Here is a 15,034-nt window from a genome sequence, read left to right as displayed (position 1 = left end):
GACATTCACATCTACCGATCCAGCTTCCTACGATCAATTCATCGCGGATCGTTCGACTCTTGAGCCACACCTATTTCGCCATTCAATCTCATCGACATAGACAAATCGACAGGAATTTCAGTCACCTCCTATAGCCAGGCCTCCTTTGAGCCCCAAAACTCAAAGCTCACCATCTGAAAATATTCCAGGGGGAGTTCAAGTGGGCCTTGCCGTTGGTGGCGTTATCGCCAACATCATCGCAACGTTGTTTTTTCTCTCGAACCAAGCATCCGAGGGCGATGATTCCATCGTGGGAATTGCTGCGGTGATTCTCGGTACTCTTATCGCCGTCTCCGTACTTGGCCTGATCATTGCTGGCGCAGGCAAGAAGAAGCTCGGAGGCACCTTGGTCATTATCGGATCCATCGCGTTCGTTCCGCTGGGGCTGATCGGCGTCTTCGGTGGGCGCAAGATCATCCAGTCCAACGCCGGTGCCCATGACCTTGATATGAGGCGGCACATGGCCCCAGCGGCATCAGCCTCGCAAGCAGACTCGTCACGAGGTGGGTGATGGGCACCGGCGCCTCAACTCCAACTTGGAGCACCATCGAGTTCTACGCCGATCGCCGGTCAAATATGATGATCGGAATGGGTTGCGCATTCATCGTGGCTGCGCTTGTTCTTGCCGCCAACTTCGGTGGAGCTGGGATCGGCGGTTTTGTCACCGTATCCATCGCATTCATCGCGATCGGAGCCTTCAGGCGATCAAGCGTTTATCTCAGATTCGCCGCAGATCATTTTGAAACCAAGCTCGCGCTGGCCGCCGGCTGGCACTCGGTTCTTTACAGCGAAGTGACCGGCTGCGAAGTGAGCGACAAGCTCGTTATCGTGTATTACCGAAGGCACGACCAGCACATAGACGCAAAGCCGGAGCGAATTCGCATTCCGTTGGCAGAACTTCGGCGAGACGATCTTCCCCAATGTCTCGATGCGTTTCGCACGCGCTTGCCGCCACCCGCTTCGCCCTGAGCGGCCGCTAGTCACCTTGCATGGCCTCTTCGATAGCACTGAACAAGCGTTACTTGAAGACTTATGTGACTTGCATGAGCCCCTCACCCAAGCGAGCTGAGTGTGCTCAGGCCGACGTGCTCACCAGCGATCCGCCGCTGCTGCCGCCTTCGGCCAGCAAGGCGGTGGACAGTGCGGTGACGGCGGCTTCGAGTTGGCCGGTGGTGGTGGTCACGGCCGATTGCAGGGCGGCGATTTCCGCCATGCTGGCCGGGTCGGTCGCGCCCTTGTTGCGCTGGGTGGCGGCGCGCAATTGCTGCTGTTCCTGCGCGAGCTGCTTCTGCAGTTGCGCGATCTGGCGTTGCAGGGCCTGCACGGTGGGGCTGGCGGAGCTGCTGCTGTCCGAACCGCCGGCCGCACCGGCGGCACCCGCGCCACCGCCCGCGCCGGTGTTCTTGACGACATTCGTCTTGCCCTGCGTCGACGACGCATCGGACGCGGACGAGCCCGCGGCGGAGCCGCCGATGCTCACGGGAATGGTGGAGGTGTCCAGGTGGATGCCGATGCTCATGAGCGGTCCCTTTTCATGGTCATCGTTGGCATCGGCCGCTGCCCAAGGAACTTGAGGCAGCCCGGAACCCCGATGGCTCAACCCCATTCGGGCGGCGGCGACGTTTCATCGTATGCATCGGCCTTCGATGCCTGCCGGAGTCGTCGTCATGCTCACGCTTGGAAAAGCGGTTTTCGGTTTCGCCGCGCTTGCGGCCTGTGCGCAGGCGGGTGCGGTCGGGCGGCTGGTGGATCTGGCCGTGTACGACCGCACCACGCAGCAGGAATTGCCGGTGTATCGCCATGAGGGCCGCTACTACGTGGCGGGGCAACCCGGCCATCGCTACCAGATCCAGTTGCGCAGCCACGAGGATTGCCGCGTGCTCGGCGTGCTGTCGGTCGATGGCGTGAACGTGCTGTCGGGCGACACGGCGGACTGGTCGCAGAGCGGCTATGTGCTCTCGCCGTATGCCGCCACCGATATCGCAGGCTGGCGCAAAAGCCTCACCGAAGTGGCGGATTTCGTGTTTGCCGACGCGGCGCGCAGCTATGCGGCGCGCACCGGCCGGCCCGACAACGTCGGGGTGATCGGCATGGCGGTGTTTCTTCCGCCACGGATGATGCGGCCATTGCCGATGCCGATGCGGCCCGCGCCGATGGCCGCGCCCGAGGCGCCCATCGCCAGCCTGAGCGAACCGGCGCCAGCGCCGCCCGCGCCCGCCACCGAAAGCGCGGCACGCGCGGTGGCCAAGGCAGACGCCGGCGGCCCGCTGGGCACGGGGCACGGCGAGCGCGAAACCTCCGTGGTGACCACTACCGATTTCGAGCGTGCCTCGTCCACGCCCAACGAGGTGATCACGCTGTACTACGACACGCGCGAGCGGCTGATCGCGCAGGGCGTGATCCCGGGCGATGTCCCGCCAGGGCGAAACCGGCCCGACCCGTTCCCCGGACGCTTTGTTCCCGATCCGCGTTGACATCGCAACAACCTGTGTTCAACTGGCGGCCAGCCGAGGCGTGACACCATCCCACGCGTCATTGCGGATATGTCACGCCATGCTGGAAGAGCTGCACATCATCGTCTGCGAAGCCGAACAGGACCGCTCGCTGGAGCGTCCGGAGCAATTGCGCGAGCGCATCCGCGCCATGGATCGGCTGGAAGACGTGATGATGCATGAGCCCCTCGAGCTCACGCGAACGGGCAAGGCGGCCTGGGATGCGCTGCAACGCCGCGCGCAGGCGCGCCACGCGGCGCTTGCCGAGGTGCAGCGGCATCTGTGCGATGCCGTGCGGCATGCCATCGTGCATGGCGCGGGCGTGCATGCGCTGAGCGGCTGGCTGCATCGCGACGACCTGCGCGATCCCTGGGGCTACGACCATCTCGATGCACTGATCGGCGACGTGCTTTCGCTGGACGAACCCACCACGCCCATCGCCTCGCTCGAGCACGAGATGGTGTTCTACCAGCCGACGCCGGTGCGTCATGTGCTCGACCTGATTCATCGCACGCGGCTGTGCGGCGACGACGTGGTGGTCGACCTTGGCTCCGGCATGGGACACGTGCCGCTGCTGGTGTCGATCTGCACCGAGGCGCATGCCTGCGGCATCGAGCGCGAAAGCGCCTATGTGGAAAGCGCACGGCGCGCGGCGCAGGCCTTGCGGGTGGATCGCGCGACGTTCATCGCGCAGGACGCGCGCGAGGCGGACGTGTCGCGCGGCACCGTGTTCTATCTCTATACGCCGTTCACCGGCGGCATGCTGCGCCACATGCTGGACCGGCTGCACGAGGAAGCCCGCCAGCGCAGTTTCCGCATCGCCACGCTGGGCCCGTGCACGCCGGCCGTGGCGGTCGAACCCTGGCTGCGGGCGGCCAGTGAGCCGGACACCGACCGCATCACCGTGTTCCGCTCGGTGGCCTGAGGGGCAGCGCTCAGGCGCCGCCCACCGGCTTGATCAGTTGCAGACGCGGGTCGCCCGAGCCCACGTCGCCATCGGCCATGGCGTCCGGCGACTCGCTGGCCAGTGCCTTGCCGATCCACGTCGGCGTCTGGCGCGGGCCGGGGATATAAGCCTCCCATTGGCCATACGATGGCTTCTGCGGCATTACACCCCCGGGGCGCAGCTCGAAGTTAACCGGCACGCGCACGACCCAATACGGATCGTTCGCCTCCGCGCCCGTGGTCGGAACGTTGAAGGTCCAGTGGCGCGCCGCTTGCAGCGAAGCATCGGCAAGCCATTTGCGGTAGCGCTCCATGGCCGCTTCCCGGTCGTACTGATCGAGGTTCACCTGCTCGGCAATCGCCTCCTGCACCGTGCCGTCGCGCCCGATGCGCAGCACCAGGTACGCCGTGCCGCTGACGCGCGCACTAATGGCCTGCTGCGGATAAATTGGTCGCCCGCGGTCCTTGGACGAGACCTGATTGCTGTGCGCGCCCGGCTCACCAAACGACGAACCCTGCACCGCCACGCTGAACTGGCCGTCGCCCAGTGGCTTGGCCACCACGCGAAGGCTCATCTTCGTTTTCACCACATCCGTGGTGGGCCCGGAAAGCTTGAACTCCCACGCGTGGATGGTCTTGTTGACCACGTCCACCACCACCGGCGGCAACTTCTCCGGCTTGTCCAGGGCGTAGCCGTGGAGCGAGCCATCCGGATTCACCTCGACCGTGCCGGTGACCAGCATGCTGGCCTCGGCCGTCTTGCGGACCTGTTCCGCCGTGGCCGCGGCCGCGGTGCCCACGGCGCTGGCCAGCAGCCAGCCGCACAGCCAGACGATATGCGCGCGTTTCATAAACCCCTCCTTGGCTTGATGTGGGCGCAGTCTAGCCCGGTCCTGGGCGAGGACATAAGTACGCCGCCTGGAGACGGGCCGCCCCTGATCCCATCGCCCCGCGGGGCCAAAGCTTGACGGGGGCGTTACACTGACGCGTCTGCAAGCCGTACCCGAAGGAACCTGCATGAGCGAGCGTCACGAACCGACCGAAGTCACCCGCGAACAGGCCGAGGAGGCCGTGCGCGTCCTGCTGCGCTGGTCGGGCGAAGACCCCAGCCGCGAGGGCCTGCTGGACACCCCCAAGCGCGTGGTGAAGGCCTATAAGGACTGGTTCTCCGGCTACGCCATCGACCCGGGCGAGTACCTGCGCCGCACTTTCGAGGAAGTGGCCGGCTACGACGAGATGGTCGTGCTGCGCGACATCGAGTTCGAAAGCCATTGCGAGCACCACATGGCGCCCATCATCGGCCGCGCCCACGTGGGCTACCTGCCGACCAACCGCGTGGTGGGCATCAGCAAGCTGGCGCGCGTGGTGGACGCCTATGCGCGCCGCTTCCAGGTGCAGGAAAAGCTCACCGCGCAGATCGCCCAGTGCATCCAGGACAACCTGCACCCGGCCGGCGTGGCCGTGGTGGTCGACGCCAGCCACGAGTGCATGACCACGCGCGGCGTACACAAGCGCGGCGTGTCGATGATCACCAGCCAGATGCTGGGCGCGTTCCGCGACGACGCGCGCACGCGCTCGGAATTCCTGCAGTTCATCGGCATCCGCGGCGCGGGCCGTTGATGCAGGGGTTGGAAGGCACCGACGCCGACGAGCGTCTGCAGGACGTACTTCGCGAAGGCATCACCGCCGAGGATCTTCCGGCGGTGTTTCCGCTGCTGCGCGGCCGCTCGCTGCTGCGCGCCTTCAGCGCGCTGTTCCATGGCGGTGAAACCCAGGTGGTGCTGCGCCTGTTGGTGCTGCGCACGCTGGGTGCGCGCGCCCATGCGCCCGAATGGACGCCGGCGGAAATCCGCGAGCAGCTCGCCTTCGTCGAGCCGGTGAAGTTGGAAACCGTGGTGCAGCGCCTGAAAGAGCACGAGCTGCTCAGCTGGGACAACGAAACGTTGCGCTACCGCGTGAGTCCGCTGGGCCGCAAGGCGCTGGCGGCCGTATCCACCCTGCTGGAGTTCGAACGCGACGACGAGGACGGCCTGGGCTATATCACCGCGCAGCTGGCGGCGGGCCAGGCGGTGGGCCGCATTTCCGCCGACGAGCTGGGACACCTGCTGTCGCGCCTGTCCGAGTTGAAGGAAGACTTCGACCGCGCCGTGCTGTCCGGTTCCGAGCACCGCATCCGCCGCGCCGCGCAGCGGCTCGATGCCGTGTGGACGTGGGTGGAAAAAGGCACGGACGTGGTGCGCGCCATCGCCGACAGCGAAGACATCGACCCGGCCACGCATCGCCTGGCCCAGGCCGTGGGCCGCGCGCAGAGCGCGCTGCTGCGCCAGGCCGGGATATTCCAGCGCGAGCTCAACAAGATCGACCAGCATCGCGTGCACCTGGGGCGCACGGGTCTGTCCTCGTCCGACCTGGTGGCGTGGCTGCGTTCGCTCACGCCCGACGCGCTGGCCCAGCACGCCGACGAAGCCGCGCAGCTGCCGGTGCAGCCGCCGTTCCTGCAGGACCAGGTCGCGCTGGACGTGGCCGAGTACGAACTGCTCGAACGCGAACGCGCCGCCGCCGAAAGCACCGAGCTGCCCGGCGCCGAAGCCACGCCGACCACGCACGACCTGCCCATCGACGAGGAAGATCTCTCGCCGCTGCTGGCCTGGCATGGCGAGCTGGCCGCGCTCACCCAGCCCATGGAGCTCAACGATGCGCTGCGCGGCGACGACTACGCGTTGAGCGCGTACCGGCTCTCGCTGCTCGGGCTCGTGGGCGATCCGGAATCCTCGGCGCTGCAAGGCCCCACCGCGGATCTCGCGCGCCTGCCGCTGACACTGGAAATCGAACCGCGCCTGATCGATCCGGGCCTGGCGTCGATCGCGCTGGTCAGCGCGGGACGCCTGCATCCTCGCAAGGACAAGAAACATGCATGACGAAACCGCCGCGCTCGTCGCGCGCCTGCTTTCACAGCGCTGGTTGCCGCGCGACGACGCGCAGGCACGCAAGGCGTTGCTCGACGAAGCCTTCCGCGAAGAGCTTGACCGCCGCCTTGCCGCCGTCGGGCTGGAACTGCGCGAGCATCCCTACTCCGCGTACATCGGCGTGGCCGTGGCGCGCGCCAACGAAAAACACGTGTTCGGCGGCAGCGACAGCTGGATCTCCAACACGCTGCAGCTGGACCGCGACGCGGTCGCGTTGCTGGTGGTGCTGTGGGCGCTGATCGTGCTGCCCAAGCGCCAGCGCCAGCTGGAACGCCAGCAGGCGGAGGCCGATGCCTCGCAGACGCTGATGTTCGCCGAGGCCAAGCCGATTTCGCGCGACGCCTCCCTCTCGCCCATCGTGGCCGAACGCACCCTGCTCGCCGACTTCGGCGAAAAGCTGGGCGGCAAGACGCGCGTGAACTTCAACCTGGGCCTGCTATCGCGCCACGGTTTCATCGTGCGCCGCAAGGGCGAGCTGGCCGAAGGGCCGCTGCTCGACCTGGTGTTCGATTACGAGCGCACCGCGCGGCGCGTGCTGGACGGCGCGCTGAGCGACCTGCTGGCCGGGCTGACGCCGCGCGACGATCTCGGCTCCGATGACGAGCCGCTTTACGACGACGCCGACGGCGACGTGAATGAAACCAGCGAAGACAGCGAAGTGAGCCACGATGTTTGATTTCCGCAGCCTCGAAGTCATCCACTGGGATTACTGGCAGCGATTCAGCCTGCCGCTGGACACCAACATCGTCACCGTGGTCGGCCCCAACGGCTCGGGCAAGACCACCCTGCTCGATGCGCTGCGCACCCTGCTCACCATCGACTGCGCCGGCAACCGCGACTACAAGAGCTACCTGCGCCACAACGGCAAGCCGTTCGCCTGGCTGCGCGCCCGCGTGGGCAACACGCCAGGGCCGCGCGGCGAGCGTCCGTTCTTCCCCATCATGGACAGCGAAGTGACGCTGGCCGTGCGCATCCAGAAGAAAGGCGGCGAATGGCAGCGCCAGTACGCCGTGATGGGCGGCGACGTGAGCGTGGACGAGATCGAGGCGCGCAACGACTTCATGGGCCTGCGCGAGTACCGCGTAAGGCTGGAAGGCGCGGGGCTGTCGCAGGCGATCCGCCGCGTGCTCACCTTGGAACAGGGCGCCACCGACAAGCTGTGCCAGCTGCCGCCCAAGGCGCTGCTGGACCTGGTGTTCGACGTGTTCGGCGACAAGGCCGTGCTGGAGGATTACCAGCGCGCGCGCAACGAGCAGGCCGAGGCCGACCGCGAGCTGCATGGGCTGGAACACCAGCTGTCGCTGATCGGCGTAAGCCTGCAGGAAGCCGAGGGCCGCGTGCGTTCCTGGCAGGAGTGGGATGCGCTGAAGCATGAGCACGCCGACCTGGTGGCCGAAACCTTGCCGCGCACCGAGCTTGCCGAGCTGCACAGCGCCATTCGCGGCGCGCGCCCGCAGCTGCTCGGGCTCAAGCGGAAGTGCCGCGATCTTTCCGCGCGCGATGTCGAACTGCAGCTGGGCCTGCAGGCGCTCGACGCGGCCGAGGAATCGCTGCGCGGCGAACAGCATCTTGCCGACCAGGCACGCCAGCAGGCCAAGCAGCAGCTGGATGAAGCACGCCGCGCCGAAACCGAGAACGCCACCCTGCTCAAGCAGGAGGCGCACCTGCGCAAGCTGGTCGCCGAACAGGACGGCGCCGACCACGAGCAGCAAGGCAAGCAGCTGGTCGAGGCACGCAGCCAGCTCGCCCGCCTGCAGAACGACGAGACACGCCTGCGCGAGCAGCTCTCCACGCTCACCGCGCAGCTCGCCGCATGGCGTCGCGGCCAGCGCTACACGCCGGAGTTCGAGCAGTCGTTCCGCCGCGCGCTGGACGAGGCCAACATCGGCCACAGCATGCTGAGCGAGATCGTGGAGATCACCGAGCCGCGCTGGCAGGCGGCGGTGGAAGCGGTGCTGGCGGGTTATCGCCACGTGGTGCTGCTGGATCATCCGCGCGACCGCGAAGCGGCTTGGCGCCTGGGCGAGCAGCATCGCTACAAGCACTTCGTCGTGGCCGAGCGCGCACCCAGCATGTCGGCCACGCGCGGCTCGCTGCTGGAAGTGGTAGATTTCACCGCGCCCGCGCCGGAATGGCTGCTGCGCCAGCTCGACCGCATCCGCCGCGTGGAAGACGTGGCCGACGGCGCCAAGCTGGGCAAGGAGCAGGACTGGATCACGCCGCAGGGCTATTTCCGCGAACGCCGCGGTGGCCGCCACCTGGGCGTGGACGACGTCTACTTCGGCAGCGCCGCGCGCGAGCGCCAGCTGCGCGAAGGCGAGGAGCGCCTGCAGCAGATCGAGAAGCAGCTGCGCGCCATCGGCGACAAACGCAAGGCGTACCAGGAGCAGGCCAGCGACGCGGAAAGCCTGCTGCGCGGCGCCAACGCCAGCGGCCAGCTGGCCGACCGCGCCGACGAGTTCGCCGCCGCGCACGAAGCACAGGCCGCCCTGCAGGACGACGTGCAACGCTGTGCCGACAGCTACGCCGCCGCCGAGGCGCACTACGAAGCGGTGCGCGAGAAGCGCCAGCAGAACTCGCGCCAGCGCGACAACGAGGCGCGCGAACACCGCCAGGCGCAGCAGCAACTGGCCGACACCGCGCGCCAGTTCGCGCAGGCGCGCAACGAGCAGATCGACCGCCTCAAGGCCTTCCGCCACAAGCGCAGCCATGTGCGGCCGGTACACCGCTCGCGCCGCGCCATGGCGGAGCTGCGCGAACGCTACGAGTCGCCCGCCGCCGTGCGCCGCGAGATCGATCGCATCGAGCGCCGCCTCAACGAAGGACACTGGGAAACCGACGACGCCGTACTGCCGCTGCGCGACAAGTACGCCAACGACCACGAAGGACTGAAGGAAGACCTGCAGCGCCGCCGCGTGCACCTGGAACGTGCGGCCCGCATCACCAGCGAGGCGCGCGCCGCTTATCTCAATGTGCTGCGCAACACGGTGAAGCGCTACGCCCGCAACCTGAAGGTGCTGGCGGATCTGGCCGGCATCGGCGTGGAAACGGAACTGCCGGAACTGTCGAACGAAGACCTCGCGCTGGCGCAGGCCGGCCTCAACGTGCGCTTCGAGTTCGACAAGAAGGGCTGGATCGGCATGGACGACGGCGAGGCCTCCGGCGGCCAGCAGGTGATGAAGTCGCTGCTGTTGCTGGTGGCGCTGATGCGCGACGAGGACCGCCCCGGCGGCTTCGTGTTCATCGACGAGCCTTTCGCGCACCTGGACATCTTCAACATCGACAAGGTGGGCGCCTTCCTCAAGTCCACCCGCGCCCAGTACATCCTGACCACCCCGGCCACGCACAACATCAACGTGTTCCAGCCCAGCGACCTGACCCTGGTCACCAGCAAGCGCCGCCCCGGCGCGACCTGGGCGCAACCGCTGGCGGTGCTGCGCCGCCGGACCGAAGCCGCATGATCGTGCGCCGGCCCATCGCCGCCTCCCTGCGGACAGCCGCGATGCTGGCCGGCCTGCTGCTTGCGCCCCTGCTGGCCCGCGCGCAGTCCACGCCCGCCGAATACCTGCGCCAATTCGATACCGATGGCGATGGCCGGGTGAGCGAGGCGGAGTACGTGGCCCATCTGAGCGAAGGTTTTTACCGTCTCGACCGCAATGGCGACGGCGTGCTGGAAGCCGACGAGCTGCCGGGCGGGCACGGCAAGCCGATCACCCTCAAGCAGTTCCAGGACAACCTGCGCCGGCAGTTCCACAAGCTGGACCGTAACCACGACGGATACCTGGACGCACGCGAGCTGACGCAGCCACCGCACGGGTGAGGTAAGCGGGATGACAGTCAGGCACTCGGCGAAGCGGTAAGACGTACCTCAGACGACTCGATCCATACCGCACTGCACACACAACGTCACGCGCAATCGGCTATCGTGCGCCTCTTGCCGTCGGTCACGTCCATGGATCAGACAACCCATCCTGAGCTTCACCCGCGCCGCCGCGCCGCGCTGGCGTTCATCTTCGTCACCGTGGTGCTGGACATGCTGGCGTTCGGCATCGTCATCCCGGTGCTGCCCCACCTGATCGAGCAACTCGCCGGTGGCGGCATTTCCAACGCGGCCTGGTGGGTGGGCGTGTTCAGCACGGTGTTCGCCATCGTGCAGTTCGCTTTCTCGCCAGTGCAGGGCGCGCTGTCCGACCGCTTCGGGCGCCGGCCGGTGATCCTGATTTCCAACGCCGGCCTGGCCATCGACTTCTTTGTGCTGGCGATGGCGCCCACGCTGTGGCTGCTGTTCGTGGCGCGCGTGGTGCTGGGCATGACGGCGGCCAGTTTCACCACGGCCAACGCCTACATCGCGGACATCACGCCGAAGGAAAAGCGCGCGGCGGCCTACGGCATCCTGGGCAGCGCGTTCGGCCTGGGCTTTATCATCGGGCCGGGCCTGGGCGGCTTCCTCGGCGACATCCACCTGCGCCTGCCGTTCTGGGTGGCCGGCTCGCTGGCGGCCTGCAACTTCCTGTACGGCCTGTTCGTGCTGCCGGAATCCTTGCCGAAGGAACGCCGCACGCCGAAGTTCGAGATCCACAGCGCGCATCCGCTGGGTTCGCTCAAGCTGCTCATGCGCTATCCGCTGGTGCTGCGGCTGGCGGTGGTGATGTTCCTGGTGTTCCTGTCGCACTACGTGCTGCAGACCACTTTTGTGCTGTACGCGGATTACCGCTACCAGTGGGGACCTCGCGCCGTGGGCTATGTGCTGATGCTGGTGGGCGCCTGCGACGGCCTGGTGCAGGCCGTGCTGACGCGCAAGCTCGCGCCCATCTTCGGCGAGCGCCGGCTGATGCTGGGCGGCATGCTGTGCGGCATCGGCTCGTTCCTGGTGATGGGCCTGGCCAATACTGGCGCGGTATTCCTGCTGGGCATCCCGCTGATGGCGCTGTGGGGGCTGTCGCAGCCGCCGATCCAGTCGCTGATGACGCACGAGGTGGACCCGCACGAGCAGGGCCGCCTGCAGGGCGCCATCAGCAGCCTGCAGAGCTTCGCCGGCATCTTCGGCCCGTTCCTGTTCGCGCAGGTGTTCTCGTTCTCGATTTCGCCGGCCTCGCCGTTCCACCTGCCTGGCCTGGCGTTCGTGCTGTCGGCGGTGCTGCTGGCCATTGGCGCGTACATCGCGATGCGCGCGACGCGCCACGTGCATGACCTGGCCAGGGGCGACGAATCGGCGCCAAACACGATACCGGGCGAACCGTCCTCGGTCGTCCCGCTGCAAGCCGCCATTACCCACACCGAACCACCGGAGCAATCCCCATGACTTTGTCGATGTATCAGGCCTCCGTTCCCGTCTTCCTGCGTGCCCTGCACAACCTGCAGCATGTGCTGCGCAAGGGCGAGGCGCATGCGGAGGCGCGCAAGTACGACCCCTCCCTGCTGCTGCAGGCACGCCTGACCGTGGACATGCTGCCGCTGACGCGCCAGGTGCAGATCGCCACCGACATGGCCAAGAACGGCTGCGCGCGCCTGGCCGGCGTGGACCCGCTGAAGTTCGAGGACAACGAGACCAGCTTCGCCGAACTGCACGCGCGCATCGGCCGTGCGGTCGATTACATCAAGAGCTTCAAGGCCGACCAGATCGACGGCAGCGAGACGCGCGCGGTGACCATCAAGACCCGCAACGGCGAGCAGCATTTCGAGGGCGAAGGCTACCTGTTGCACTTCGTCATCCCCAACCTGTTCTTCCACTGCACCACCGCCTACGCGATCCTGCGCGAGGCCGGCGCGGACCTGGGCAAGACCGATTTCATCGGCAAGGCGTAAGAGCGAGGAAATAGTGAAGAGGAGTGAGTGGTGAGAGCGGCGGCATCTGCTCTCTCTCACTTCTCACTACTCTTTACTCACTCCTCGCCTTTACGCCCTTGATTCCGGCCGGTGGCGATCCCACTGAACAGGGGTCGCCACCCTCGAGAACCCAGCCATGTCCGCCCCCGCACCACTCAAGATCGATTTCGTCTCCGACGTGGTGTGCCCGTGGTGCGCCATTGGCCTGAAGTCGCTGGAAAAGGCGCTCGAGAAGCTGGGCGACGAGGTGGCGGTCGAGCTGCATTTTCAGCCGTTCGAACTGAACCCGCAGATGGCGCCCGAGGGCGAGGACATCGGCGAGCACCTGGCGCGCAAGTACGGCAGCACGCCGGAGCAGATGCGCCAGAACCAGGAGGCCATCCGCGAACGCGGCGCGGGCGTTGGCTTCGTCTTCGACATGAACAAGCGCAGCCGCATCGTGAACACCTTCGATGCGCACCGGCTGCTGCACTGGGCCGCCCTCGAGGGCAACCAGGCCGAGCTCAAGCAGGCGTTGCTGGCCGCCTATTTCACGGACGGCCGCGACGTCAGCTCGCGCGACGTGCTGGTGGACGTGGCCGCCTCGGTGGGCCTGGACGCCACGGAGGCGCGCCATGTGCTGGACGAGAACCGCTACGCGCAGGACGTGCGCGCGCAGGAGCAGTTCTACCAGTCGCAGGGCATCCAGGCCGTGCCGTCGGTGATCATCAACGACCGCTACCTGATCCAGGGCGGCCAGCCGGCGGAAGTGTTCGAGCAGACGCTGCGGAAGATTGCGGCCGAAGGCTGAAGAGCCCGCTTGCCGCGCATTCCGTTTCCCCTCACCGTCATTCCCGCGAAAGCGGGAATCCAGCGACTTTATGCCTTGCAATAGTCGCAATAAGAGCCTAAAGGCACTGGATTCCCGCTTTCGCGGGAATGACGGTGAGGAAACTCTGGAGCTAGTAGGGAAGCGGGATGGAAATGGCGCTGAGGGTCGCGTCCCGCGCCAAGTCCCTCCATGCGAAAATAGCCGGCCATCGCCCCTAGCCCGCCTCGCCGCATGATCCGACTGACCGACATCAAGCTCCCGCTGGACCACGCCGAAGGCGCCCTCGAGGCCGCCATCCGCGCGAAGCTGGGGCTGGGCAAGGGCGGCCTGCGTGGCTTCACGGTGTTCCGGCGCGGCTATGACGCCCGCAAGCGCGGCGCGATCCAGCTGATCTACACGCTCGACGTGGACGTGGCCGACGAGGCCGCGGTGCTTAAGCGCCACGCCGACGACCGGCATGTCCAGCCGACGCCGGACACCAGCTATCACTTCGTCGCCCAAGCGCCGCAGGATCTCAAGCAGCGCCCGATCGTGATCGGCTTCGGCCCCTGCGGCCTGTTCGCCGGCCTGCTGCTGGCGCAGATGGGGTATCGGCCCATCATCCTGGACCGCGGCAAGGCCGTGCGCGAACGCACCGTCGACACCTGGGGCTTGTGGCGCAAGCGCAAGCTGGAGCCCGAGTCCAACGTGCAGTTCGGCGAGGGCGGCGCGGGCACGTTTTCCGACGGCAAGCTGCACAGCCAGATTTCCGACCCGCATCATCACGGCCGCAAGGTGCTCACGGAGTTCGTGAAGGCCGGCGCGCCGGAGGAAATCCTCTACGTCAGCAAGCCGCATATCGGCACGTTCCGCCTGGTGTCGATGGTGGAGAACATGCGCGAGACGATCCAGTCGCTGGGCGGCGAGATCCGCTTCAGCGAGCGCGTGGACGACCTGCTGGTGGACACCGCCGCCGATGGCACGCGGCAGCTGCGCGGCGTGGTGCTGTCCAATGGCGAACGGCTGCTGAGCGATCACGTGGTGCTCGCCGTGGGGCATAGCGCGCGCGATACCTTCTTCATGCTGCACGACCGCGGCGTGTACATGGAGGCCAAGCCGTTCTCCATCGGCTTTCGCGTGGAGCATCCGCAGTCGATCATCGACCAGGCGCGCTTCGGCCCGCAGGCCGGCCATCCCATCCTCGGCGCGGCCGACTACAAGCTGGTGCACCACTGCAAGAATGGCCGCTCCGTGTACAGCTTCTGCATGTGCCCGGGCGGCACCGTGGTCGCCGCCGCATCGGAACCGGAGCGCGTCGTCACCAACGGCATGAGCCAGTATTCGCGCAACGAGCGCAATGCGAATGCCGCCATCGTGGTGGGCATCGATCCTAAGGACTACGCCGCGTTCGACGACAGCGGCAGCCCGCTGGCCGGCATCGCCCTGCAGCGCGCGCTGGAATCGCGCGCGTACGAACTCGGCGGCCGCGACTACAGCGCACCGGGACAATTGGTGGGCGACTTCATCAAGGGCAAACCCTCCACCGCCTTCGGCAACGTGCAGCCTTCGTACAAGCCCGGCGTGCACCTGACCGACCTGGCGCCCGCCCTGCCCGACTACGCCATCGAAGCCATCCGCGAAGCGCTGCCCGCGTTCGACCGCCAGATCAAGGGCTTCGCCATGCACGACGCCGTGCTGACCGGCGTGGAAACCCGCACCTCGTCACCGGTGCGCATCCGCCGCGGCGAGGACTACCAGAGCCTCAACACGCGCGGCCTTTATCCGGCGGGCGAAGGCGCGGGCTACGCGGGCGGCATTCTTTCCGCGGCGGTGGATGGCATTCGGGTGGCGGAAGCGGTGGCGCTGGCCATCAACGCCTCGCACTGATACCGCGGCCCGGCCGACTCCGGCCATCAGAAACAGCGATATCCCTTTAATAACGGCAACTTAAGTCAGGCATCTATAGGCCCGCTCGT

At 66.9% G+C, this 15,034-nt stretch carries 15 protein-coding genes; 13 read left to right on the top strand and 2 right to left on the bottom strand.

From position 1 onward, the window contains the following. Positions 1 to 199: 199 nt before the first annotated feature. Positions 200 to 550 carry a hypothetical protein gene (locus tag BDW41_RS09390; RefSeq protein WP_074548191.1) on the top strand — a complete coding sequence of 117 codons (351 nt, stop codon included), beginning with the start codon at positions 200 to 202 and terminating at the stop codon, positions 548 to 550. Further along, the gene (locus BDW41_RS09385; protein ID WP_074548189.1) at positions 550 to 1,008 is read left to right on the top strand and encodes a hypothetical protein; all 459 of its coding nucleotides are present in this window, start codon (positions 550 to 552) and stop codon (positions 1,006 to 1,008) included. The genes BDW41_RS09390 and BDW41_RS09385 overlap by 1 nt, the downstream gene beginning before the upstream one ends. 106 nt (positions 1,009 to 1,114) lie before the next feature. On the opposite strand, the gene BDW41_RS09380 is transcribed toward BDW41_RS09385, so the two are convergent. Beyond that, positions 1,115 to 1,558, bottom strand: coding sequence for a hypothetical protein (locus tag BDW41_RS09380; RefSeq protein WP_074548187.1), 444 nt, complete (start codon positions 1,556 to 1,558; stop codon positions 1,115 to 1,117). A 148-nt stretch (positions 1,559 to 1,706) separates the two neighbouring features. On the opposite strand from BDW41_RS09380, the gene BDW41_RS09375 reads away from it, so the two are divergent. Together BDW41_RS09375 and BDW41_RS09370 are read left to right on the top strand one after the other, a co-directional pair. Beyond that, entirely contained in the window at positions 1,707 to 2,513 is an 807-nt protein-coding gene (locus BDW41_RS09375; protein ID WP_110301572.1) for a hypothetical protein, read from the top strand. A gap of 79 nt (positions 2,514 to 2,592) precedes the next feature. After that, positions 2,593 to 3,456: a methyltransferase domain-containing protein gene (locus tag BDW41_RS09370; RefSeq protein WP_074548185.1), complete on the top strand. Its 864-nt coding sequence runs from the start codon at positions 2,593 to 2,595 to the stop codon at positions 3,454 to 3,456. A gap of 10 nt (positions 3,457 to 3,466) precedes the next feature. On the opposite strand, the gene BDW41_RS09365 is transcribed toward BDW41_RS09370, so the two are convergent. After that, on the bottom strand, positions 3,467 to 4,327 hold the full coding sequence (locus tag BDW41_RS09365) for a hypothetical protein (RefSeq protein WP_074548183.1): 861 nt from the start codon (positions 4,325 to 4,327) through the stop codon (positions 3,467 to 3,469). A 166-nt stretch (positions 4,328 to 4,493) separates the two neighbouring features. Between BDW41_RS09365 and folE the strand changes: the two genes are divergently transcribed. From folE to BDW41_RS09315, 9 genes are all read left to right on the top strand, one after another. Continuing rightward, positions 4,494 to 5,096: a GTP cyclohydrolase I FolE gene (gene folE, locus BDW41_RS09360; RefSeq protein WP_074548181.1), complete on the top strand. Its 603-nt coding sequence runs from the start codon at positions 4,494 to 4,496 to the stop codon at positions 5,094 to 5,096. Next, positions 5,096 to 6,394: a hypothetical protein gene (locus tag BDW41_RS09355; protein WP_074548179.1), complete on the top strand. Its 1,299-nt coding sequence runs from the start codon at positions 5,096 to 5,098 to the stop codon at positions 6,392 to 6,394. The genes folE and BDW41_RS09355 overlap by 1 nt, the downstream gene beginning before the upstream one ends. Further along, the gene (locus tag BDW41_RS09350; protein ID WP_074548177.1) at positions 6,387 to 7,118 is read left to right on the top strand and encodes a hypothetical protein; all 732 of its coding nucleotides are present in this window, start codon (positions 6,387 to 6,389) and stop codon (positions 7,116 to 7,118) included. The genes BDW41_RS09355 and BDW41_RS09350 overlap by 8 nt, the downstream gene beginning before the upstream one ends. Next, positions 7,111 to 9,903 carry an AAA family ATPase gene (locus BDW41_RS09345; protein WP_074548175.1) on the top strand — a complete coding sequence of 931 codons (2,793 nt, stop codon included), beginning with the start codon at positions 7,111 to 7,113 and terminating at the stop codon, positions 9,901 to 9,903. The genes BDW41_RS09350 and BDW41_RS09345 overlap by 8 nt, the downstream gene beginning before the upstream one ends. Positions 9,904 to 9,944: 41 nt before the next feature. Then, positions 9,945 to 10,262, top strand: a complete 318-nt coding sequence (locus tag BDW41_RS09340) for an EF-hand domain-containing protein (protein WP_199535317.1) — start codon at positions 9,945 to 9,947, stop codon at positions 10,260 to 10,262. A gap of 132 nt (positions 10,263 to 10,394) precedes the next feature. After that, positions 10,395 to 11,744 carry a TCR/Tet family MFS transporter gene (locus tag BDW41_RS09335; RefSeq protein WP_074548173.1) on the top strand — a complete coding sequence of 450 codons (1,350 nt, stop codon included), beginning with the start codon at positions 10,395 to 10,397 and terminating at the stop codon, positions 11,742 to 11,744. Beyond that, a complete protein-coding gene (locus BDW41_RS09330; protein WP_074548171.1) occupies positions 11,741 to 12,247 on the top strand; it encodes a DUF1993 domain-containing protein in 507 nt (168 codons plus the stop codon). Before BDW41_RS09335 ends, BDW41_RS09330 begins: the two co-directional genes overlap by 4 nt. A gap of 157 nt (positions 12,248 to 12,404) precedes the next feature. Continuing rightward, a complete protein-coding gene (locus tag BDW41_RS09325) occupies positions 12,405 to 13,058 on the top strand; it encodes a DsbA family oxidoreductase (protein WP_074548169.1) in 654 nt (217 codons plus the stop codon). A gap of 252 nt (positions 13,059 to 13,310) precedes the next feature. Next, on the top strand, positions 13,311 to 14,945 hold the full coding sequence (locus tag BDW41_RS09315; protein ID WP_074548167.1) for an NAD(P)/FAD-dependent oxidoreductase: 1,635 nt from the start codon (positions 13,311 to 13,313) through the stop codon (positions 14,943 to 14,945). Positions 14,946 to 15,034: the final 89 nt, after the last annotated feature.

Origin of the sequence: Dyella sp. AtDHG13, from assembly GCF_003201105.1 — a bacterium.
GTDB classification, from domain to species: domain Bacteria; phylum Pseudomonadota; class Gammaproteobacteria; order Xanthomonadales; family Rhodanobacteraceae; genus Dyella; species Dyella jiangningensis_B.
This window is presented reverse-complemented; position numbering and strand designations above follow the sequence as displayed.

Excerpts from the sequence above, each read along its gene's own strand:
- BDW41_RS09385 (WP_074548189.1), top strand. The coding sequence starts at position 550 with ATGGGCACCGGCGCCTCAACTCCAACTTGGAGCACCATCGAGTTCTAC.
- BDW41_RS09380 (WP_074548187.1), bottom strand. The coding sequence starts at position 1,558 with ATGAGCATCGGCATCCACCTGGACACCTCCACCATTCCCGTGAGCATC.
- BDW41_RS09375 (WP_110301572.1), top strand. The coding sequence starts at position 1,707 with ATGCTCACGCTTGGAAAAGCGGTTTTCGGTTTCGCCGCGCTTGCGGCC.
- BDW41_RS09370 (WP_074548185.1), top strand. The coding sequence starts at position 2,593 with ATGCTGGAAGAGCTGCACATCATCGTCTGCGAAGCCGAACAGGACCGC.
- BDW41_RS09365 (WP_074548183.1), bottom strand. The coding sequence starts at position 4,327 with ATGAAACGCGCGCATATCGTCTGGCTGTGCGGCTGGCTGCTGGCCAGC.
- folE (WP_074548181.1), top strand. The coding sequence starts at position 4,494 with ATGAGCGAGCGTCACGAACCGACCGAAGTCACCCGCGAACAGGCCGAG.
- BDW41_RS09355 (WP_074548179.1), top strand. The coding sequence starts at position 5,096 with ATGCAGGGGTTGGAAGGCACCGACGCCGACGAGCGTCTGCAGGACGTA.
- BDW41_RS09350 (WP_074548177.1), top strand. The coding sequence starts at position 6,387 with ATGCATGACGAAACCGCCGCGCTCGTCGCGCGCCTGCTTTCACAGCGC.
- BDW41_RS09345 (WP_074548175.1), top strand. The coding sequence starts at position 7,111 with ATGTTTGATTTCCGCAGCCTCGAAGTCATCCACTGGGATTACTGGCAG.
- BDW41_RS09340 (WP_199535317.1), top strand. The coding sequence starts at position 9,945 with ATGCTGGCCGGCCTGCTGCTTGCGCCCCTGCTGGCCCGCGCGCAGTCC.
- BDW41_RS09335 (WP_074548173.1), top strand. The coding sequence starts at position 10,395 with ATGGATCAGACAACCCATCCTGAGCTTCACCCGCGCCGCCGCGCCGCG.
- BDW41_RS09330 (WP_074548171.1), top strand. The coding sequence starts at position 11,741 with ATGACTTTGTCGATGTATCAGGCCTCCGTTCCCGTCTTCCTGCGTGCC.
- BDW41_RS09325 (WP_074548169.1), top strand. The coding sequence starts at position 12,405 with ATGTCCGCCCCCGCACCACTCAAGATCGATTTCGTCTCCGACGTGGTG.
- BDW41_RS09315 (WP_074548167.1), top strand. The coding sequence starts at position 13,311 with ATGATCCGACTGACCGACATCAAGCTCCCGCTGGACCACGCCGAAGGC.